The following is a 22125-nucleotide window of genomic DNA, read 5'->3' as shown; positions in this document are numbered from 1 at the left end:
TTCTTTTTTCAAAATTAATGCACAATTTCCACCTCTCTCACCTGGTACCGTCCTGTATCATAAAAACTCCAGTCATAATTCGCCGTGATCCACGAGCGCAGGATCATAATAAACCTTTCCAGTTCCTTATCCATCACTTCTCCAAAAGACGGAACCAGTTTCTCCAGTGCTGTAAACAATTTCACTTCTTCATTATGCATCCTGGCAGTTTCATCTACCGCCTCCTGCAGGGACAGGTTGCGCTCATGCTGCAACACCAGCACCAGGTTATGTACATCACCCTGCCTGGCTTCCTTGGCACAGGAAAAGATATCGTTACTCCAGCATACAATATTGTTACAAGCTAAAATCAATCGCTGAACAATAAAATGCTGCAGAATTTCTGAAGGCAGGTATACCTTTTCGATGATCTCAATCGCCTCCACATCTGCAAATAAAGCCCCTGTATAAGGCCGCATCGTTACATATTCAGCAACCGTTGGCGTCACACCCGCGGCGCGATTACCGGCTTCCCAATGGCAGGAAGTAAAGTACTCTTCCATGCTCCTGATAAAGCGCAATTGCCATCCCGGGGAGCCCAGTGCCTGCATGCGTTCCCAGATATCTGCGAAACTGCGGCCCAGGATACTATCCACTGGCGTATTATTACGGAGAATTTGCATAAAGCTGTCCGTTACGCTCTCCAGGTATACCGCCTTTTTGCCCAACTGTGCCTCATCGCACTGGTCGTCGAGCATAAAGAGCCAGGTATTAAAATTAGCAATCACGCAAAGCTCATGTAGCTCCGCATGCGGAAAAGCCCTTGCAGCCAGCCACGCAAAGCGCGCCTTGTTAAATTTAGCAATGCCTTCAGGCGAATTGACAAGACCAAACTGAGTGACAAAGTCCAGGTTCTGGGCGTGTGCAGCTACTACATGCTGATTAATGAGTGAGGGAAACGGATAAGTAATCCGTGGCAGAATAATCGTTGGCATAATTAAAGAGGATTTTAAGTGGGTTTACGCATCTGCGGCATTTAAGGGCGTAGAAATAACGAAGGGCCCGACCTCCGGTGGCACCGGATGATCAAACCCTCATACATTCAGGAAAGGAAGTTCCCGGGGCTGTCGGCTCTGATGACAGCTCCCTTGTCCTCCTACTGCATTTCGACAACTTTACTTGCCCAGATGCTCAATTAATTTTGGAAACGCCAGCTTAAACCAGCTGGTAAATTGCGCGGGTTGTTCCTGCAACAACCGGGTTATTGTTTCTACAGGTATAAAACGATAATCGTTTACTTCCTGTGGGTTCGGGTTAATTGTACCATTATAAATCCCCATGAGTACGTGGTCGTATTCATGCTCAATAAGGCCATTTTCAAAATCAGTACGGTAGGTAAACTGAAACACTTCCGATAAGGGACAATCAAAACCCATTTCTTCGAAAAGGCGCCTGTGGGCCGCCTGCGCAACCGTTTCTCCTGGCAGCGGATGACTGCAACAGGCATTTGTCCATAATCCACCCGAATGATACTTGTCAAGTGCCCGCTGGTGTAGCAGCATCTCCCCTGCATCATTTAAGATAAATACAGAAAATGCTCTGTGTAAAAGCCCTTTCCGGTGTGCTTCCATCTTCTCCATTACCCCCGTCACTTCATCCTTTTCGTTAACTAGAATTACCTGTGCTTCCATAATCGTAACAAATATACTAAAACCCGGTTGGCATATTAACAACTGGCAAATTTGGGTACCGCTGCAGCTTGAATTTTCCTGACACTACAATTGAAGTGCTTTAACTGTAGTCTCATTCAACTACAACACTACCGCAATTTGAATGCTGACTGACAAGCATCATGCCTGTGGAGGTGGTGAATGAATGGTGCTCATGTTTTGTTGTTCTTTAAGGTTCGAAAGGTGTTTGAAAACAATATTAAACGGGTGGGATTTTCAATAGGTGCACCGTTAAGGAAGAACGGGCCAGGTTAAAAAATATCAGAACTGAATATACGACAATTATTTGTTCATTTTATCTTTAAAGTGAGCAGTGGTAAGCCCTGTCGGGGCCGTCAGAACCATATCTTAACTTTCCCGTATATTTGCAGCTTATGGCAGAAGATTTAAGTATCGTACAGGGAGACAAAATAGCCCAATATCAGTCGATTATACCGCAAATCAACGCACTTATTGAAGGGGAACCCGATCTGGTGGCCAACCTCGCCAATACCGTCGCTGCACTGAAGGAACAATTCAACTGGTTCTGGGTAGGATTTTACCTCGTAAAAGATGATGAACTGGTACTTGCCCCTTTCCAGGGCCCCGTAGCCTGCACCCGGATCAAAAAGGGCCGTGGTGTATGTGGTGCCAGCTGGGCACAGGCAGCTACCCTCATCGTTCCCGACGTGGAAAAATTCCCGGGCCATATCGCCTGCTCCAGTCTCTCCAGATCAGAAATCGTACTGCCCATTATTCGACAAGGCGAAGTGATCGGAGTGTTAGATGTAGATAGCGAACAGCTGTCTCATTTCGACGAAATTGACCAGCAATACCTGGAACAAATAATCTCCGGCCTGAACTTTGAGGATTAATTAAACATTATGTTTTTCTTTCGTAAAAAACCTGAAAATGTCGAACTGCACCTGCCTTTCCTGGCGGGTATTGGCACTGACATTCACTCACACCTGTTACCCGCCGTGGACGATGGATCCCAGGACCTGGACACCTCAGTAGAATTCATCGAAACACTCCACTCCCTCGGTATACAGAACATCATCACGACTCCCCATGTCATGATGGATCGTTATCCAAACTCTGCCGAAACACTCAGTGAACCTTATCAGCAGGTAAAGAACGCCCTTGCCGAAAAGAATATTCCCGTGCAGTTTCATCATGCAGCAGAATACTACATGGATGAGTTTTTTGAAGAGCTGATGAAAGCGCCCCTCATGACGCTGAATGGCGAAATGATCCTCGTGGAGATCTCATTTATGAGTGCTCCCCCGCAGTTACATCAATGGCTCTTTGAACTGGCAGCACAAGGCTACCGCCCCGTACTGGCCCATCCTGAAAGATATAATTACTTCCATTCAACGCCCGAAGAATACAAGGTATTCAAACAAAGAGGATGTCTCCTGCAGGTAAACCTGCTGTCACTCACAGGCTACTATGGCAGACATATTCAGAAGGCAGCAGAATGGCTGATAGAACATAAACAGGTTGATTACATCGGTACAGACCTGCATCACAGCAAACACCTGCATGCCATCAAATCAATTGCAAAAGATAAAAAACTGGTGAAATTGCTGGAATCGTACCCATTCAAAAATAATACGATCCAACTGGTTCCTCAGCTATAAAAAAAGGCGAAGCAATGCTTCGCCTTTTTTTATAGCCCACTATTTATCCCGGAGCCTACCCCGCTCTCCGCAGTGGATGACGCATTCTAAAAAAAAATCAATATCTTTACGCAGGTCTCGCACTCAAAAAAACCCCATATCTTTTCTGCAAAGCCTCCCAAAGATTGTTATTATTCTATTCCGATCCTAAAACCATTAATCAGATTCAACAACGATTGTTTATTCTCATCACAACCGTATGAGAAAAACCATATACCATGAATGCACCTAATATCGACCCTGGCGTAAATAATGATGTTACCCAGCAAGTTCTTTTAGTAACAGGCGATGCAGGCATGACCCGGAAAATCCGGCAATTGCTTACACCGCAATACGCCCTTCTCAGCACAAATAATATTATAGAGGGGATAGAAATGGCACATCAACATCATCCCGATCTGATCCTCTGCGATGCACTGGTACAGGATGCTACAGGCTATCAGTTCCTGATTACCCTTAGAAACGATTCGGTGCTAAAGCCAACTCCTTTCATCCTTTTTTCCCGCCCGAATACGCCCGCAAATATGCGTAAAGGCATGAACCTGGGAGCTGACGATTACCTCGCCGCACCCTTTACCGGCGAGGAACTACTCAAAAGTATCCACTCCCGCATCAGCAGGTTTCATCATATCAGGGATACCCCAAATTATACGAGGGAAAAGATAACCCTGCAGGAAGTAAGCACGATCGCCATTAATGACAGACTGAGTAAAACGGAGGCTAAAATACTAAGCATGATAGCCAGGGGGATGAGTAGCCGGGATATTGCATCATTTAAATGTATCAGTGTACGAACAGTGGACAATCACAGGCATAACATCACAAAGAAACTGCAATTGTCAGGGCCTAATGCGCTGGTGAAATTTGCCATCGGGTATGCAGGCGCCATGAGATAAATCATTCATTCTACCGCAACACATGCTCCTTCACAATTCCCAGCTTCTTCATCCTGGCTTCCAGGGTTGTGGGCTTTATATCCAGCATCGCTGCTGCACCCTGCGGGCCCCTGATCTTTCCATTGCATTGCCGCAATGCCTGAATAATCGTTGTCCTTTCAGCATCTGCCAGCGAGGTAGTGGGCGGCGGCGATGTATCTGACGATGATGCAACCCGCCGGCTCTGCGGCGGCACAATCATTATGTATGGATCTGTTGCCGCAATCACTGCCCGCTCCACCAGGTTCTCCAGCTCCCTGATATTTCCAGGCCACCGGTAGGCTAACAATGCGGGTATACACGCCGGATCAATCCCTTTTATATGCCGCTCATAGCGCCTGGCTGCATTACCTGCAATATGCTGCAACAACAATGGAATATCATCCAGCCGCTCCCGCAATGGCGGCAACTTAATAGGGAATACAAACAAGCGGTAATACAAATCTTCCCTGAACCTCCCCGCCGCTATCTCATTTTCCAGATTTCTGTTAGTCGCCGCAATAATCCGCACATCCACCTTAATCGTTTCATTCCCTCCCAGTCGCTCTATCTCCTTTTCCTGGATGGCACGTAATAGTTTCGCCTGCAATTCCAGGGGCAATTCCCCTACTTCATCCAGGAACAAAGTGCCTTTATCCGCCAGCTCAAATTTCCCGATCCTCCGTTGCAAAGCTCCTGTAAATGCCCCCTTCTCATGCCCGAACAATTCTGACTCAATCAGCTGCGCTGGCAGGGCCGCACAGTTCACCTTTACCATCTGTTGTCTCCGCCTCGGGGATGCCTGGTGAATCGCCGCGGCAAACAACTCCTTCCCCGTTCCTGTCTCCCCTGTCAGTAACACCGTAGCAGGGGTTGGTGCCACCTGCGATAATAATCGCAGGGCCGGTTGCAAAGCGGCACCTCCAATCATTTCGGCTTTAATCACTGCCAGGGGCAATGCGCCGGTCATTTTTTGCCGGTGTTCCTCCGTCAGCTGTATGAGTAGTACCTGCAGACAGGCAGCGACAAATAAGCCCGCAGACGTGTTAACGATTGCCTGTACTGCAACCGGAAAAGTATTTTTTGTATCGGAGAGCAAACAAAGAAAGCCTAAATTTTTCTGCTGAATTTGTAAAGAGTGGATCAACACCTCTTTTACACCATTTTTGAATAAAGTGGTCTGGAAAGCATCTCTACGATCCGGGGCATTTAACTCCAATATGTTGGAGGTAGTGTTGGAGAACCAGGCAGCAGGTACCCGCTCCGGTAGTTCCGGAAACAGGAAAGCATGTTCAGTATGCATCCACCAAAAAGCGATAGCGCCATTAGCATCAGCAATGCCGATCAGCATGGAAATAGTGTGTAAATACGGCCTGAGTACTGACTGTATAAACGCCATTAATTCCTCCTCATTTTTGATCCCTTTTACAGCATCATGGTCCGGTTGAAAACCCGTATTGTTCCCGGGCAACAACCATTGTAACAAACCGAATAACTCCATAGGCCCAACTTTCATTAACAGATAAGCTTTCATGCAGGGCATGAAAAGCTGAAACTCCAACATTTTGTACATGCAGTTAGAGAACTCCAATATATTGGAGTTAGCATGGCCGTGACAATTATGATATACAATTGATTCACAGTCGATTACCCTTATGGCATAGACCTTGACTCTTAATGGGTCACCCAGGTGGAAAATTGAATGGATAGTTGAGTATTCTCACCGTATGGTTGGTGATGCTGTCATGGTCTCTGCAAACATGAATGGGGAATAACTCCTCTCCGGTTGGTTTCTCATAGGGATGGCAAATTATCGCTATCTCAATGGCTGTTTTACAAAAACAATACCATACTGTTGTGCCCCGCCAGGTGTTTGATTTGCCCAAACAAGCCATTTGCTAAAACTCATAATCCTTTTTTTACCCCCATCGTGGAAGTAAAGGATACTTAACCGTTGCTTTTGCTGATTTATTTATGCTTTATTGAAAAACTAGTAGAGATTATGTCTTTTATCAATGTGACCATCTATGACAATTCCCGGTGGGATCGTTATATCCGCAATGCCCATGCATTTGATTTTAACCATACCTGGCATTATCATAGTACATTTCCAGGCGAGCCTTTCTTATTGGTTTATGAAGAACGTGATGACTACATCGCGCTACCTGTCGTACTATATACCAGTGCTGATGGTACACGTTCAATCAATGGTTTTGCGGGGCCTGTTTCCAGCAAAAGCTTTTCTGTACTGGACAATGGTGTACAGGAGCGCTTTGAAATTGCGTTTTTACAGTATCTCAAAGAACAGCAGATCTCAGAGTCGTCTATCCTGCTGCATCCCCTTATTCATGCGGCATTTAAACCGATGCACACGGGGCGATTACAACAGCATGCCGATAGCCTGCTGGTAGACCTGTCCATTAATCCCGAACAACAGCAATTGCATTATGGCGAAAACTTCGATAACAACGTATCCCTGCTCCGGCGAAAGGGATATACGGTAAGGCAGGCTGTGTCGATTCATGATGTCGACACATTTGCAGATATTTATCAAAGGAATAGTACGCATTTGCAGTCCGTAAATACTCATTTTGATAAAGCGTGGTTCAGACAGATTCTCAGACCCAGTGGTTTTGATAGTACGTTATTGCTCGCCTGCCTGGGCACGCAGATCACAGCGGGGATCTTACTCACGTTTTGCAATGATATGATGCAATTGCATCTGGCAGCTACACATGAGCATTATCTACAGCATGCCCCCATACACCTGCTGCTTGCAGACGCAGACGGATTGGGAAGAAGCGCTGGAATGCAATATTTCCATTTAGGAGGTATGGGTTGTAAGATGGATGTATTACTGGCAAGTAAGGCTATTACATCAGCAACTTATCCCGGGTTTAAAAGCTGGCATATTCCCAGGCAACAGATTCAACATGCGTTCATGAATGAGTATAGACAATGCTTGTCTATTGCAGTATAAAAGAAGACTTTAAATTGGAAAACCAGGTTTGACCAAACCTGTTGAGTGTGTTTTAATTTATAGCCCTCCTCCGGAGGGCTTTTTTTGCTCACATATGGGCAAAAAAAAACGGCCAACCATGAATGGAAAGCCGGTCTTTCATCCATTGTTTGTTAACCCCAGCTGTCGAACTTTTCTGTTTCTTGTTAGGCAGCTGGGGCTACCCTTGCAATGTTTGTTATGCAATATTAATGCATTACTCGATACGATTTTGTTAACCCTTGGTTAACGCGAAATTATTCTTTTATTATTTTTGCCATTCGTTCATTTTCATCCCACGTTAATGGGATATTGCAGAGTTCCTTATCCAGGGTTATTTTCGTTAGGGTATGTCATCCCACGCTATCTGTAGCCAGGCGCTAAGATATATATACGATTACCCGGGGATACCGGTAAGTACAACTAAATACACACCGTGTTTTCTGCAATTATTTTCCGTGAGATCACTGGTTGACAAAATATTAATAGCAATTAGTACAGAATAATATTTTGCAGGAATTGAACTGGACCATTTTAGAGTTTAGCACTTCACTCCATACTATTCAATAAATGCAAGCAAAAATTATTGATTAAAGACATAAAAACAAAAGCACCCCGGGAGGCGCTTTTCATGTCTTTTCATACGAATTGGTAATACTTTCTATTTAGAAAAATATCTACAACCGGTTCAACGTATCTTTTCTGTTTAGAGCAGAAGTTTGCAGATTTGTATCTATAATATCAGTCGCTTGTTCGCTCCATAAAGGTTTTATCTCCTCTATTACCATATTCGTCATAATCCCTGCACCCTTATCATTTAAATGATACTGGTCAGCATATATAGACGGATCCTGCATAAAAGCCGGTAACTGACTATTATTAATATATGTCACGCGCTCCTTCGCACAAATACTTTTAACAACCTTCATAGATTTAGTACCATTGGCCATGTTGAGGTATACAGGAGATGTAATGACAACCAATTTACATCCCACCTGTTTAATATCCCTTATCAGGGATTTCAGACAGTTGATCTTTAAGGTGTCCAAAGGTAATTTGGACTTCGGATTGTTTGCAAGCTCCAGGCTTCCTTTATATTCTTTAAAAAGCGGCATATAGCCGAGTTCTGTCTTCTCTGAAGCAGATGGCCTCAACCTGTCACCAATGATCTTTATAATTGTAGAATTATACTGATAGAGCGATGATTTTACCTTTATCCATTCGTAATCGCTTCTCAGGTTCAGAATTGGCTGCATTTCAGGATGCGCATCATAATAAGGTGTCAGGAAAGACAATTTAGAATAGTCATTTTCATCCACCGCAAATTCATCTGTGGTCAGATCCAGGAGGATGAGCTTTGGAGTAGTTCTGGTCAAAATACATTTCAATACTGCGTAGGAGTAAAAAATACCCTCCCCGTCACGCCCTGCATTAAAACAGGTGACATGCATACTGTCTTGTATCAATGAGGATTTATAGTGGTGGCTGGCCCTGGATGATCCTAAAATGAAAACATCGTCCTTTGCTTCATTAACCGCGTAGGTGCAGGCTTTAGTAGCACCCCCACTTATTTTCAGGTAATTATATTTCAATACCTTTCCCAATCCTATATCCAGCAGGATTATAATTCCTATAAACACAACAACTCTTATAATGATAGCTTTCCAGGATGTAGATTGCATGCTCTTGAATTAAAATTGAAAGTAGATAAACTGGCCGCCGTCAAAAACGCCAAACAATAAGATGTACACGATCCCCATTGCATAGGAAGCATATTTTACATATACACTTGAATGCTGCAGTAAAGGCACTTCGCGTGATGAATACTCCATATAAAGTTCTACAAGGAACAACAATGTAATACCTGAAAATGCATACAGCATGGTAAGTACCTGGCTCGAATTCAAAGCAAGCGGTCCTAATTCTGTAAAGATCTTCTTCACTATCAGAAATGCATCAGTCACCGTATTTGCTCTGAAAAATATCCAGGCAAACGTGACGAGACAAAATGTAGTTACGATTTGTATGATCCTGAAAATAATCGGATTCTTGCTGATAAGGGTCATCCTGTTAAAGGCATCTCTCCATTTCTTTGATACAATTGCAAAGATCAGGTAGAAGCCATTTAATGCACCCCAGATGATATAGGTCCAGTTGGCTCCATGCCACAGGCCACTTACCACAAATACAACAAAGAGATTGAAATACCATCTTGGAACAGGCACCCTGTTACCGCCTAAAGAAATGTACAGATAATCTCTGAACCAGGTTGACAAAGAAATGTGCCAACGCTTCCAGAACATATCAATAGAAGTGGAAAAATAGGGGCGTTTAAAATTTGTCATCAGGTCAAAACCCATCACTTGTGCGGCACCGATAGCGATATATGAATAACCTGCAAAATCACAATAGATCTGAATGGCAAAAAAGAAAGAAGCGAGCAGTAACATAGTACCATTATTCTCAGGTACATTGTTATAAATCGCATTCACAAATATGGCTACCCGGTCTGCAATCACCACCTTCATGACCAGCCCCCACAACATCTTTCTCAACCCATATTCTATCAGGGTTGCATCAGGCGAATGCTTTTCATAAAACTGATGCAAAATATTCTGTGGCCGCTCAATCGGACCTGCTACCAACTGTGGGTAAAACATGACATACAAGGCATAAATACCCAAATGCCGTTCTGCCTTTTGGTTGCCTCTGTACACTTCAATGGTATAACTCATTGCCTGAAATGTATGGAAAGACAATCCTATCGGCAGGATCATATTTAATAAGGGCAAACCATGTGCAGTAATATGCAGCTGGTTTAACAGCTCATTGATATTGTTCGTGAAAAAATTATAGTATTTGAATACCGCCAACACACCTACATTTGCAATGATACTGGTGGTTAGAAAAAGTTTCCGTCTGCTCCCCTGCGAATTCTCTATTGCAATACCCGCAAAATAATCAATCAGGATGGTGAAGAAAAGGATCAGAATGTAAACAGGAATGAATGCTGCATAAAAGACACAGCTGGACAATAATAGATGAAACCATCTCAACTTATGGGGCAGTAAAAAATAGATTATTGTAACAAGTGGAAAAAAAATCAGGAACTGAAAGGAGTTAAAAAGCATAACAGAGCTTTTGGTACAGTTAAAAAAACCCCAATAGTCTTCATAGCATTGGGGCAAGGCAAAAATATATATTTTGCCCTATTCTGCCAAAACTTCTGCCAGCCTATAGTTTCGCTGATCTTTTTTTTACCATGATCCAGATCGGTCATTTTTCCATTTGGATCTATAATTCCCATTATCACCTCATCCTACACCAGGTTCCGGCTATCAACATAGTCCAAACTCACCTCACCAGCACCAGGGTTCCGGTCTGCTTCATATCCTGCCCATGACTGTCCGTATAAGTGACCATATATACATAATGCCCTGCCGGCATTATATCTCCTCTAGACGTGCCATCCCAGCCAACATCCGGATTTCTGCTTTCAAAGATCAACTGACCCCATCTTCCATATACCGCAAGTCTGAATGAAGACACATTATCATGGACCACCGCCCTGAACAGATCGTTCTTTCCATCTCCATTGGGGCTAAAAGCCGTAGGCAGGTACAGCGCACAATCTCGTGCATCCCTGGAAACCTCCCCCTCTCCTTCCACGTAACACTGGTTGTCATCCGTCACCCTGAACCTGTATTTACCCTCATTCAAACCCCTGAACACACTATCCGTCTGCACTGGTTCACTCCCTATTATTTCATAAGTATATGCCGGTGAACCACCGCTCACACTCAATGTAATCGATCCATTCTGCAATGTATTGCACGAAATATTCGTCGGCGTGACAGCCATTATTTTCAGTTCATCAGGTTCCTTAATGGACAGGTTATTAACCTCTACCAGGCAATTCGCAGCATCTCTTACCCGCATATTATAAGTGCCCGCAGCAAGACCGGTAAACCTATTATTATAAACAAAGCCTGTGTTCTCATCAATACTAAATGCATATGGCACCACACCACCTGAAGCAGACATATAAATGGCCCCATTATCAGAATTATAGCAACTGCTATTAATTAAAGATGCGGTCGCCTTTACCACATACTCACCAATCACCACCTCCTGTTCAACACTTATGCCATTTGCACCCGTTACTTTCACAGTATACCTCCCGGATGCCAGATGTGATATGGCAGCATCATGATAACGGCCAGGATTCCAATCATACTTATATGGACCTTTTCCGCCCTTCACCTTCACTTTGACAGAACCATTATTAGAGCTCCTGCAGGCATTGCTGACAGATACTTCGATTTGAGGCACCTCTTTTATGGTGGGTGACAAATTATCTACGAGCACATCCGAATAAAAAGAAGAATCACAGTTACCTTCCAGATAAGGGCTAAACAATAAATAATCACAATCCATTCGGGGCCGGATAGTCACTACCTTTCTCTGCCAGTCAGTATTATAAAACACACCGGAGGTCCACAACGTATCTTCCTTGCAGTTGATACAATTTCCCCCATAGATGCCAAGCGAACCGAAGCAGATATTTGAGAAATAAAAAGGGGCAAATGCCATATCGAAACTAAACGTGTAGATCTTTCCTGCTTTTAGTGGAGTCGATAACTTCTGCCCATAGGTTTCATCCCATGTACTCCCATGCATGGCACCTACATAGGTATTCCCATCTGAAGCGACCTTATTAACCCCATTAATACCTGGTTGGGTATCCGGAGATTTACTCCCAATCAGCCATTCAGGAGGCACTAATGCCTTGTCAACAGGCCCTTCAAATGAAGGGTTTCGGATTTCGATATCTTGTGCCGTTAAAGTTTTGCATACCGGACTAATAATGGTTAAAATTAAGATAGCACGAATAAAAAAATAATACACATTACGTACAGATGCCGTGCTCTGAGTTTGTGTTTTCATAGGATAATTAAAATAGCTGTTCACTCAATTAATGGATTCACGACCATTAAAAGGAAATAGTTTACATAGGATGGCTGATGCCAACCTAAAAATATAGCATATTTCTATATATTAAAATTTTAAATATTAAAATCCATAAAAAATAATGACTTGGTAACTTCTAAATACGAAAAAAGAGGGCCTCCATTGCCGGAAGCCCTCTTTTAACAGATAAATATGCTATTTTAATCGAACAGATTTGTCACAATATTTGTTACACGTTCTAAATCTGCACGGGTTAAATTCGACCCACTAGGCAAACATAAGCCTGTATTAAATAACGATTCTGAATTACCGTTTACATAAGCTGGTGCACCTGTAAATACAGGTTGTAAATGCATAGGTTTCCAAAGCGGCCTCGACTCTATATTATCCGCATCCAATGCCAGTCTAATCTGCTCTCTTGTCACACCTTTACTTACCGTTGGGTCAATTACTAGCGTAGTCAGCCAGAAATTACTGAATGAACCTTCAACTTCCTCCAGAAAACTGACACCGGGCAGCGGCCCCAGCACTTCACTATAATATGCTTTATTTGCCCGGCGCTGTTTCACGCGCTCATCAAGTACTTTCAGCTGACCGCGACCAATACCTGCGCAGATATTGCTCATTCTATAATTATATCCTACATGACTATGCTGATAGTGAGGAGCGTTGTCCCTCGCCTGTGTAGCCAGGAAACGCGCATGCTTCACAGCATTCTCATCATTGCTGATCAGTGCGCCGCCACCGCTGGTAGTGATGATCTTATTACCATTAAAACTCAGGATACCATAATCACCAAACGCACCACATGCTGTACCTTTGTAAGAAGAACCCAGGGCTTCTGCAGCATCCTCGATCAGGGCAATTTCGTATTTACGTGCGATGGTGAGGATCTCATCCATCTTTGCAGGCATTCCATACAGGTGCACAACAATAATAGCTTTTGGCTTTTTACCCTGTTTTATCCTGTCCAGAATAGCATCTTCCAGTAATGCAGGATCCATATTCCAGGTATCTTTTTCACTATCCACAAAAACCGGTAAGGCCCCTACATACATAATAGGGTTAGCCGATGCAGAAAATGTCATACTCTGACAAATTACTTCATCTTCTCTTCCCACACCCGCCAGTATCAATGCAAGGTGCAGTGCAGCAGTTCCTGAGGACAATGCAGCTACATGCTTTACGCCTGTAATGCCCGACAGCTCTGCCTCAAATCCATCTACATTAGGTCCTAAAGGGGCAATCCAGTTCGCAGCAAATGCCTCATTTACAAAGTTCAGTTCCTCTCCACCCATATGTGGCGAGGAAAGCCAGATTTTTGAGTTCATTATTTCTGATTAAAATTATTGTCGTGTCATTTCCTTTCCTGGATTACCAATCACCACAGCGTTTTCCGCCACATCCCTGATTACCACACAACCTGCACCGATTGTCGCCCATCGGCCAATCACTATACCAGGCTTTATAACAGCTCCGGCACCAATATGAGCACCTTCGCCAATCGTAACGCCACCACATACCGCCACATTAGGTGAAATATGTACGTAATCTTCTATTGCGCAATCATGATCTACAGATGCATTGGTATTAATAATACAATGTCTGCCTATCACAGCATCTGCATTGATGGTAACTCCCGCCATCACGACCGATCCGTCTCCGAGTACCGCCCTGCCGGATACAGAAGCTCCAGGATGAATACCTTTTATAAATGGTACATTCAATTTCTCTGCAATCAGTTTACGGACATTATTGTTCCCCAGGGCAATCAGCATTCCGCTAATTTTGCTGTTCCATTCCGGAGCATACCGGTGTACTTCATACTCCCACAACGAATGTAACTCCTGATTATCATCAAACAATCCGGCGGCTTTAGTACCCTGGTGTTCCAGGATCTCTAATATTACTTTGGCATGGCCGCTGGCGCCGTACAAATAAATCATGGTGGTGTATTTTAATTGCCTGTAAACCGCTCAGCCGTAGCTACATTAACACCGTTGATACCTTCCGATTTTGCAACTTTTGCAAAGGTGAGATACAATATCTTCAAATCAAGCCCGGCACTGATATGGTCTACATAGTATACGTCATAAGAGAATTTTTGTTGCCAGCTGATGGCATTTCTTCCATTTACCTGCGCCCAGCCTGTGATACCCGGCCTTACATCATGTCTCCTGGCCTGTTCCTCATTGTATAAGGGTAAGTACTCAGGTAACAGGGGCCGTGGTCCTATCAGGCTCATATCCCCTGTTATTACGTTCAGGAGCTGTGGCAACTCGTCCAGTGATGTCTTTCTAACAAATTTTCCAACCGGCGTTAAACGTGCTGCATCCGGTAATAAGTTCCCTGCTGCATCCTTTTTATCGTTCATGGTCTTGTACTTCACCACCTTAAAGATCTTCCCCTTCTTTCCAGGGCGTCGCTGGAAGAAAAAGGGAGTACCACCATTGAAGATGGCCAATAGGAGGGTCATGACGATAAATACAGGGAATAATACGACGAAAGCGATCACCGCAACTATCAGATCAATCAATCGCTTTACATACACGCTATAAAATTTGCCGGACATATATTTTTATTCTGATAAGGCTGTTATTATTTTATCCCTGGCTGCATCTGCCAGTGATGCATCTCCGGGTGTACCCGCCACTGACATTGCCAATGCTTTGGCTTTTGCAACACCTACTTTCTTCGCGTACAACTGCAGGAGCTCATAATCTTCAACTCCCATCATAAAACCTTCCCAACGGCGGGAAGATACTATGTTATTACCATCTACATATACTGCTGCGTAATTTGTGGATGCTGCAAAGTAACGTGTTTTGAGAATGTTATTGAAAGAAGGATCTTTTGAATCGGCATAAGCCCAGAATCCAACACCGGTATAGCCATTTGAAAAAGCTTTCCACGACATCAGCCTGTAATAGCTATACGGGCTCAGTAGTTCCGCGTTTCCTTTTGTTGCATACATCCAGTATTTATCAGCAACCGGCGTTACTGCAGGCATCACATCTTCATGGATCTGCATGATATCCATATACTGACTTAACTGTCCGATCTTGTCTTTTGAAAGCTTTCCAACTGTCATATACAGCTTTACACCGGGTATTGCTGATTTTGCCCATTTGGCAAATGCCAGCAGTTTATCAGCATTCTCTTCTGCAATCTCATCATATGGATACAAATATACATTCTGCATATTCCATCCACTCTGTGTAATAATTTTACTCAGATTCTGGAACCATGTTTTAAAATCTGCCTTCCAGTCATCTGACATGAAATCGTTCTTTTTACAATAACCCAGGTTTTCCTGTGACAAAAAGTTTATGTTCAACAACAGGGTTCTGGGCTTATAATTACCGAAAGCTGATAAATACTGGCTCAGGTTCGACCCGGAAGTATGTGCAAGATCGCCCAAAGCAGCAGCAGGAATTGCTGCGGTATTTATATGGTGTTCATATAAATCCTTTACAGCTGCAGTCTTCCTGGTGTTCAGCATCGGGTAATTCAAATATGCCCAAACGCTTGTGTTTAAAGCGAATTTACTTTCATCAAATCTGATATTAGCCACAGACAAACTTACTGTTACTGTCTGACTGGTTTTACCATCACTTACAGTTATTGTGTTTTTGCCATTACCCACTCCTTTGCCGGTCATTTCTGCCAGGAATAATCTTGATTCTCCCGGATCCAGGTTCAGTTGTTCATCTGCTACCTGCAGCGGATCGGCAGTTTGCTGATAATTCATATGAGAGGTGAGGAAAGGTGCCGTATAAATAACCAGGGCGCCCGTACGCTGATCACTTTTTGCATCAATGGTGTAATTTGCTTTGCGCTGACTGAGATTGGTTACAATAAAGCCCACATATGAATGCCCATTGATCACTGTCCTGACGGTCACATTATCCGAAGAACGCTTGACTGGCTTATATACTGCATTCAGGCCATCCCAGGCGTTGAAGAAATTTACAGTAAAATCAGTACCCAACTGCTGTTTTAGCTGCATTGCAAAATCAGCACCTGATGCTACTCTACCAGTTTTTCCAACCGGCCCCATTGCTGCCTGGTATTGCATGCCTCTTGCGGCCACCGCCTTGCCGGATGCATCTTTATTTAACAGGTCGTCAACCTGGTCATCCACCGGGATTTTGCTGAAAGCCATTTTTGCCGGCGCGCTGCCACCTGTATTGAAGACCTGGATCTCATCACAAAACAACAACACTCCCTGTACAATAGCCACCAGCTTTACATAACGGGCATGTACAGTACCCGTTTTCAAAATGAAATTCTGTACCTTATAGTCTCCCGACACATTATCCGGACTGGCTACTACATCACCAATATATTGATAGGAAGACTTATCATCAGAGACAAATACAAACACATTTGTCGGATAATATGCCTGTGCAACTTCTCTCCTTCCGGTATTAAATGTTACCTGGTTAAAATCAACTGATTTTCCCAGATCGATCTCTATTGCTACCTTGTTTACCTTAATCCAGCCAGCAGTCTGTTTATTAGCCCAGAAGTATCCTGAAGTAAAAACGCCATTCGTCAACACAGTTCTGTCATCCCCGGGAGCCGTGTTCTGATAGTTGGGCGGCACACTCAATGTATATGGCCTGTTCAAAGCCAGATCCTTTTGTCCGTTAGCCATATTGCAAGCGCCAACGGCAATCATCAACATGAAAAAAAATAGTCTAATCCTTTTCATCCTGCTTAGTTTTTTAATGTCAACAATACTAAACAGCCTGTAGCACATCCTTGTATCTTGCAGCTGCAATTTCCAGGGAATACTCTTCTTTGGCCAGTTTAATTGCATTTTTCTGTTGTTGCACAAGGGTTGATGAATCGTTTAGATGATTGGACAGTGCAAGAGCGGCATCCTGGATGCTCATTGCCGGAGATAATACTAATCCTGCTTCATTTTCGGTGATCGCTTTGGCCTGCCATCCCTCATAATTTATTAAAACGGGCCGGGAGGCAGCCAGGCAATCAAAGTATTTATTGGCTGAATTAGCCCACATTGCTTTTACAGGGATAAAGAAGGAACTCCCCATGGTACATTCTGCATATAAAAGAGGCAGCATTTGCTTGGGTACCGGGTCTACAAAAATGACCTGTTTATTCAATACAAGCCTTTCTGCTGCATATCGGAGCACTTCCTGTTTTTCCATACCGTCTCCCACTATCACGAACACTATTTCCGGGTCAATCCTGGAAGTTTCTACTGCCAGGTCCACCAGGTATTTAATACCGTTCACTACTCCCAGGGTGCCTGCATAGAGTACAATCTTGCCGGATGGTGTATATCTGCTCAGGATAGGCCCCCCTTCCGGGATATTTGAAAACCTGTTGATCTCAGAGATATTACAGATCACTGTTACCTTCTCAGGCGGAGTACCTGTGCGGTTTACAATGGAATCCTTCATATCACTTGAAAGCGCCACTATATGTGTTGATTTCCGGTAAATATGCTTTTCGAAGGCATTCAATACGTTTATCAACAGCTTATTTTTAATAATACCCATAGCGACCGGTACTTCCGGCCACACATCCCTCACTTCGAAGATAAAAGGGGTACGGTGTAGTAAACGCTTAACCAGCGCCGGCACTCCAATACTGATGGGAGTTGAAGTGGCAAGCATCACATCTCCTTTTACTTTCAACACCCGCCTGGTTGCAAAAAGCAGGAATTTAAGGAAGATCAGGATGCGTTTGGAAAACCGCGTTTTGTTGCTATACTCCTGCTTTAAGATATGCAATTCAATCCCCTCATAATTTACAACAGTCCATGTGCCGGTTAGTTCCACGTTCTTTAAATAAGCACTGGACGTGATCATCACTACCTCATGCCCCTGTTCCAGGAATTTCTTTGACAGGTCGTAAGAACGGGTGCCGCCGGACATTGATGGAGTCGCAAAGTATTGGTGTAAATAAATTATTCTCTTTGACACTTATTTAGCAGGTTTTATTATTTCGTTGTAAATTTTTTCCAGTTTCTGCATATTCGCCGGCCGGTTTCCTTCCCTCACAACAAATTGCTGATTTTCCGAAATGATAACAGGCACCCTGCCAAAAAATTCACTCCTGAGATATATCAATTGTTCTGCCAAATTTCCCGAATCACCAACAGGGAAGAATAAAGCTGATCTGTTATGTTCCAGTACAGCCTTATTTGCTACAATATCTGTCACTACCGGAAATAGTCCGGCAGCCATTGCTTCCAGCAGGCTCAGGCTGGTACCGTCTGATAAAGAGGACGATATATATATATTGCACTTTTCGAACACCCCTGGCTGAACACTATTTTGTACCTGGCCGTAAAAAGTAACGTACTTATCCAGTCCATTTTCCTGGACAAATTTTTCAGCAGCCTCTTGTAATGGTCCTCCTCCCACAAAATGCATCTCAAATGGCACGTTTTTCTCCTTTAAGAGCACTAAGGCCTTCAGGATGGTCATATGGTCATAAACAGGCTCAAATCGCCTGTTACATACCATTTTTAATGTGTACGGAGCTGCATGGGAAGCATGGTGCTGAAAGAAAGTTTCATAATTGATCCCAACATTGAAATTATGGAGCTTATGAGCAGGTATACCCAGTTGCAATACTTTATCATACAGTTCCCGGGACACAACATTGATCGCAGCAGCCCTACCCAGGATACGTTTGAGTAAGAATCGCCACACAGGAGATTTCACACTTGCGTTGATATCACTGCCATGGGCGGTCACTATTGTATGGGGGTGATGAATGATATAGGCGGCCAAACCACCGCTGGTTACATAATGTGCATGGATTATATCCGGTTGCAGGCCCTTTATAATTTTCCTGGCACGGAAAGCCGCTTTGATATATTTATATTTATTCGACTTTTCCCTTACATCATATTCCTTTCCCTCCCATGCATTGTGCACAGGCACATTTCTTTCAGGAGAAGGACTCAGGGCTATAAAATGCACTTCGTGCCCCTGTTCCTTAAAATAATCAATATACGGCTGGATATGGGTAAAAGTGCCCGCGGATAAAAAACAGATCTTCATTACTGGTTCCTGTATTTAATGATTTTCGCAGGATTACCTCCAACAATTGCATAGTCAGGAATATTTTTAGTTACTACAGCTCCAGCTCCTACTATTGCCCCTGAACCAATCTTCACACCGGGTAATATGATCACCCTCGTTCCAATCCATACATCATCTCCAATCTCCACCGGCTTCACAACAGAGCCTTTCTCCATATTCATGGGAATGCTCAGATCATCAAATTTATGATTACGGGTCAGGATGATCACCTCCGGTCCCATCATGACATTATCGCCTATTTTTAAAGGGCCTCTTACATGGGCTCTCACCCCAATGCCTGAATTATGGCCGATAGTAATCCCCTTTCCTGATCCTATATTTGCGTGGCTTTCCACGTTGATATTAGTACCTGCTTTATCGAGGATACCACTGGCTATGAACGCCCGGATCTTCCTGATAAAAAGCAAATACCGGTTATTCGTTTGCGGCAGATAATAGGCAAAGCCGTAATAGAAGATTAAACTGATTATCCTGATCATACCGTCAATAAGTTCAGATATTTATTTAAGAAGACTGATTTGTCGAATTCAGCCGCTGCAAAAGCCAGGTTCTCCCTGCTCATATCCTGCAACTGAGCCGGAGATAAAGCCATCAATCTTTTGATGGCAGCTGCAATAGAAGCAGGATCTGCCGGATCAAAAAGAAACCCGTTCACCCCTTCTCTGATCAATCGTGGATTATCGCATACATTGCTGGCCAAAACGGGTTTGCCACAGGCCATGGCTTCGCAGATGACATTTGGACACCCTTCGTAGAAGGATGGCAGGCATACCACGGTGGCCTCATTGAAAAGGCGGGGAATTTCCCTGGAAGGCCCGTCCAGGAAAACCATTTTTTCAAGTCCATGTTCCTTCACATATGCTGCAGCATCCAGGTAGCGGGATGTGCCCTGTGGTACGCCATCAACCAGCATCTTATTGCCATACCAGTACAATTCTACGGGCAGCCCTTTCAGGGAATGTATTGCCTTTATAAGATTTTCAGAATTTTTCAGCTGCTGGTAACTGGCTGCTACTACAATTTTCACAACTCCATTTGCAGGTGGAGTTACCTCCATTGGCCTGAACTTCTCAAAATCGACGGCATTCACTATCGTATGCATTTTCTTCTTTAACCACGGCGCATGATTGACCACATATTCAGAAAGGTTATAGCTATTTGTTACCACAACATCTGCCAGCCGGTGAAAATGAAAACGGACTTTGTCTCTTGTTGAAATTTTTCCGACTTTCCCTGTGCGCTCAGACACGATCAGGCCCCATTTTCGAAAGGGAACCGATGCCAGTTCTGAAATCAGGTTAGGGTTATCTAAAAAAGAAATGACATAATCAGGTTTCGCCTGCTTTACAGCTACCAGGTATTTATACGTTCTTGAGAACAGGTTCGTCCATTTGACAGTCACTACATTGATCTTCAACCTATCCGTCACTTCTTTATAAAAGTTGTCATCCAGGTAAGTGATGAATTCCACAGTATGCCCTTTGCCAATCAGCAACTCCGCCAAAATTACGATTTGACGCTGCGCACCTCCGGAACCTAATCCATCAATACATAAAACCACCTTCATATCTAAAGCTCAAATTTTAATTTAATTGCTGCACTGTGACCACCGGAATTTCCCGCGGCACAGTATGCATTTTCAAATATGCGACCATGGTGAAATACAAAAGCCAGAATAACTTCTCTATAAACAATACGATTGCAAAAGAACTGACTATGATCATCAGCGCAAAATAGGTGGTCCATACAATACTGTTTCTACGACGAATATCTGAACGATATGCCATCACGATCAATTGAATCAATGCTGCATGGAATATCACAAATCCGAAAATTCCCGTATTAGCCAGTAGTTCGACAATATTGTTGTGCGAATACAAATTATATCCACCCAAAAATACAAAGGCACCATATCCCCAACCAAAGAATGGCCGCTGCGTCCACATATCCCATCCTTTCACAGCCAGGTTATACCGAAGCAAGTCAGAATCACTATAATCCCTGGTTCCGGAAAATACATCCTGCAAATACCTGAACCTGTCGAATGCTTCAGAATTATCCATAAGGAAATTGGTAATAAAAAAACCAGATAATGAAAGGATCAGGATGGATACCAACACGAGCGTAGTGGTATTTTTTATGATACGAATATAAAATACCAGGTACAGAATATTTAGCAGGTACATGAACAAACCCAGCTTAGAACCGCTCATCATCACCTGTTGGGCAGCCAGGATAATGAAGATTAATATAAGACTCCGCCAGAACTTTGAGTATAGCTTATAACGCTGCAACAGGAATGAGATACAAAAATTAACCATTAGTGAAAAAAGGTTCGAGTTCCCCAATGTACCGACATAACGACTTGTACGGCCAAATTCATCCAGCTGTGGAACGAAAATATTCATCATAAACCCAATGAATAAACCGAAACTTAAACCAACCAGCACCATATCAAAAGCCCTCACATTATCTACAATCCTTGTTAAGATATATGACAATACAAGGATCATCATAATATTAATGATTGCTTCTCCCGGGAGGTCATAAGGGAAGAAGGCGAACGAAATCAAACAATAAACTGACATGAATACCAGGCAACCCAGGCCCCAGTTAAATGGTCCTTTTACCCTGGGTCGGTTCATGTGTACGGTCTGAATGAAATATTCCACCATCATCAAACCTGCGAAGATCTTAGGAATGATTGTCAGGCTCTCGTAATCAAAACAAACGATCGCTGAAAATGCATATAAGAACAATAAAACATTGATCCGATTCATT

18 protein-coding genes and 1 pseudogene are annotated in these 22125 nt (G+C 43.4%); 4 read left to right on the top strand and 15 right to left on the bottom strand.

From position 1 onward, the window contains the following. Positions 1-14: 14 nt before the first annotated feature. Entirely contained in the window at positions 15-974 is a 960-nt protein-coding gene (locus U0033_RS00935; protein WP_072357340.1) for a (-)-gamma-cadinene synthase, read from the bottom strand. A 180-nt stretch (positions 975-1154) separates the two neighbouring features. Continuing rightward, a complete protein-coding gene (idi, locus tag U0033_RS00930) occupies positions 1155-1670 on the bottom strand; it encodes an isopentenyl-diphosphate Delta-isomerase (protein WP_072357339.1) in 516 nt (171 codons plus the stop codon). Between the two features lie 413 nt (positions 1671-2083). Here idi and U0033_RS00925 point away from each other — a divergent pair, with 413 nt between their 5' ends. The 3 genes from U0033_RS00925 to U0033_RS00915 all read left to right on the top strand — a co-directional run bounded on the left by U0033_RS00925 (position 2084) and on the right by U0033_RS00915 (position 4266). Beyond that, positions 2084-2563 (top strand): GAF domain-containing protein, encoded by a 480-nt coding sequence (locus tag U0033_RS00925; RefSeq protein ID WP_072357338.1) that lies wholly within the window; start codon positions 2084-2086, stop codon positions 2561-2563. 9 nt (positions 2564-2572) lie between these two features. Continuing rightward, entirely contained in the window at positions 2573-3331 is a 759-nt protein-coding gene (locus U0033_RS00920; RefSeq protein WP_072357337.1) for a tyrosine-protein phosphatase, read from the top strand. Positions 3332-3588: 257 nt separating this feature from the next. Beyond that, positions 3589-4266 carry a response regulator transcription factor gene (locus tag U0033_RS00915; RefSeq protein WP_072357336.1) on the top strand — a complete coding sequence of 226 codons (678 nt, stop codon included), beginning with the start codon at positions 3589-3591 and terminating at the stop codon, positions 4264-4266. A gap of 10 nt (positions 4267-4276) precedes the next feature. Here U0033_RS00915 and U0033_RS00910 read toward each other — a convergent pair whose 3' ends face one another. Continuing rightward, the gene (locus U0033_RS00910; protein ID WP_177318541.1) at positions 4277-5785 is read right to left on the bottom strand and encodes a sigma-54 interaction domain-containing protein; all 1509 of its coding nucleotides are present in this window, start codon (positions 5783-5785) and stop codon (positions 4277-4279) included. 501 nt (positions 5786-6286) lie between these two features. On the opposite strand from U0033_RS00910, the gene U0033_RS00905 reads away from it, so the two are divergent. Beyond that, entirely contained in the window at positions 6287-7264 is a 978-nt protein-coding gene (locus U0033_RS00905) for a GNAT family N-acetyltransferase (RefSeq protein ID WP_072357334.1), read from the top strand. 695 nt (positions 7265-7959) lie between these two features. On the opposite strand, the gene U0033_RS00900 is transcribed toward U0033_RS00905, so the two are convergent. From U0033_RS00900 to U0033_RS00845, 12 genes and pseudogenes are all read right to left on the bottom strand, one after another. Next, positions 7960-8964: a hypothetical protein gene (locus U0033_RS00900; RefSeq protein WP_072357333.1), complete on the bottom strand. Its 1005-nt coding sequence runs from the start codon at positions 8962-8964 to the stop codon at positions 7960-7962. Between the two features lie 9 nt (positions 8965-8973). After that, positions 8974-10338, bottom strand: a complete 1365-nt coding sequence (locus tag U0033_RS00895) for an MBOAT family O-acyltransferase (protein WP_245801714.1) — start codon at positions 10336-10338, stop codon at positions 8974-8976. 298 nt (positions 10339-10636) lie between these two features. Continuing rightward, complete coding sequence (locus U0033_RS00890; protein WP_072357331.1) at positions 10637-12229, bottom strand: T9SS type B sorting domain-containing protein; 1593 nt, start codon at positions 12227-12229, stop codon at positions 10637-10639. Between the two features lie 224 nt (positions 12230-12453). Then, on the bottom strand, positions 12454-13584 hold the full coding sequence (locus U0033_RS00885; RefSeq protein WP_072357330.1) for a DegT/DnrJ/EryC1/StrS family aminotransferase: 1131 nt from the start codon (positions 13582-13584) through the stop codon (positions 12454-12456). Between the two features lie 15 nt (positions 13585-13599). Continuing rightward, a complete protein-coding gene (locus U0033_RS00880) occupies positions 13600-14199 on the bottom strand; it encodes an acetyltransferase (RefSeq protein WP_218163986.1) in 600 nt (199 codons plus the stop codon). 11 nt (positions 14200-14210) lie between these two features. After that, positions 14211-14825: a sugar transferase gene (locus U0033_RS00875; protein WP_072357329.1), complete on the bottom strand. Its 615-nt coding sequence runs from the start codon at positions 14823-14825 to the stop codon at positions 14211-14213. A 6-nt stretch (positions 14826-14831) separates the two neighbouring features. Then, on the bottom strand, positions 14832-16970 hold the full coding sequence (locus U0033_RS00870) for a discoidin domain-containing protein (RefSeq protein WP_177318540.1): 2139 nt from the start codon (positions 16968-16970) through the stop codon (positions 14832-14834). Positions 16971-16998: 28 nt separating this feature from the next. Beyond that, positions 16999-18213: a glycosyltransferase family 4 protein gene (locus tag U0033_RS00865; protein ID WP_143150616.1), complete on the bottom strand. Its 1215-nt coding sequence runs from the start codon at positions 18211-18213 to the stop codon at positions 16999-17001. Next, positions 18214-19302, bottom strand: a complete 1089-nt coding sequence (locus U0033_RS00860; protein WP_072357326.1) for a glycosyltransferase — start codon at positions 19300-19302, stop codon at positions 18214-18216. An 8-nt stretch (positions 19303-19310) separates the two neighbouring features. Next, positions 19311-19466: pseudogene (locus tag U0033_RS33195) on the bottom strand (DapH/DapD/GlmU-related protein); the annotation flags it as partial. Positions 19467-19819: 353 nt separating this feature from the next. Beyond that, positions 19820-20911, bottom strand: coding sequence for a glycosyltransferase family 4 protein (locus U0033_RS00850; protein ID WP_072357324.1), 1092 nt, complete (start codon positions 20909-20911; stop codon positions 19820-19822). A gap of 16 nt (positions 20912-20927) precedes the next feature. Continuing rightward, complete coding sequence (locus U0033_RS00845; protein ID WP_072357323.1) at positions 20928-22124, bottom strand: O-antigen ligase family protein; 1197 nt, start codon at positions 22122-22124, stop codon at positions 20928-20930. Position 22125: the final 1 nt, after the last annotated feature.

The sequence above is a fragment of the Chitinophaga sancti genome (assembly GCF_034424315.1).
In the GTDB taxonomy this organism is placed as follows: Bacteria; Bacteroidota; Bacteroidia; order Chitinophagales; family Chitinophagaceae; genus Chitinophaga; species Chitinophaga sancti.
Note: the sequence above shows the minus strand (reverse complement) of the source record. Positions and strands in the feature narration are given on the sequence as shown.

Excerpts from the sequence above, each read along its gene's own strand:
- U0033_RS00845 (WP_072357323.1), bottom strand. The coding sequence starts at position 22,124 with ATGAATCGGATCAATGTTTTATTGTTCTTATATGCATTTTCAGCGATC.
- U0033_RS00900 (WP_072357333.1), bottom strand. The coding sequence starts at position 8,964 with ATGCAATCTACATCCTGGAAAGCTATCATTATAAGAGTTGTTGTGTTT.
- U0033_RS00915 (WP_072357336.1), top strand. The coding sequence starts at position 3,589 with ATGAATGCACCTAATATCGACCCTGGCGTAAATAATGATGTTACCCAG.
- U0033_RS00925 (WP_072357338.1), top strand. The coding sequence starts at position 2,084 with ATGGCAGAAGATTTAAGTATCGTACAGGGAGACAAAATAGCCCAATAT.
- U0033_RS00890 (WP_072357331.1), bottom strand. The coding sequence starts at position 12,229 with ATGAAAACACAAACTCAGAGCACGGCATCTGTACGTAATGTGTATTAT.
- U0033_RS00860 (WP_072357326.1), bottom strand. The coding sequence starts at position 19,302 with ATGAAGATCTGTTTTTTATCCGCGGGCACTTTTACCCATATCCAGCCG.
- idi (WP_072357339.1), bottom strand. The coding sequence starts at position 1,670 with ATGGAAGCACAGGTAATTCTAGTTAACGAAAAGGATGAAGTGACGGGG.
- U0033_RS00870 (WP_177318540.1), bottom strand. The coding sequence starts at position 16,970 with ATGAAAAGGATTAGACTATTTTTTTTCATGTTGATGATTGCCGTTGGC.
- U0033_RS00885 (WP_072357330.1), bottom strand. The coding sequence starts at position 13,584 with ATGAACTCAAAAATCTGGCTTTCCTCGCCACATATGGGTGGAGAGGAA.
- U0033_RS00935 (WP_072357340.1), bottom strand. The coding sequence starts at position 974 with ATGCCAACGATTATTCTGCCACGGATTACTTATCCGTTTCCCTCACTC.
- U0033_RS00850 (WP_072357324.1), bottom strand. The coding sequence starts at position 20,911 with ATGAAGGTGGTTTTATGTATTGATGGATTAGGTTCCGGAGGTGCGCAG.
- U0033_RS00920 (WP_072357337.1), top strand. The coding sequence starts at position 2,573 with ATGTTTTTCTTTCGTAAAAAACCTGAAAATGTCGAACTGCACCTGCCT.
- U0033_RS00905 (WP_072357334.1), top strand. The coding sequence starts at position 6,287 with ATGTCTTTTATCAATGTGACCATCTATGACAATTCCCGGTGGGATCGT.
- U0033_RS00880 (WP_218163986.1), bottom strand. The coding sequence starts at position 14,199 with ATGATTTATTTGTACGGCGCCAGCGGCCATGCCAAAGTAATATTAGAG.
- U0033_RS00910 (WP_177318541.1), bottom strand. The coding sequence starts at position 5,785 with ATGGAGTTATTCGGTTTGTTACAATGGTTGTTGCCCGGGAACAATACG.
- U0033_RS00875 (WP_072357329.1), bottom strand. The coding sequence starts at position 14,825 with ATGTCCGGCAAATTTTATAGCGTGTATGTAAAGCGATTGATTGATCTG.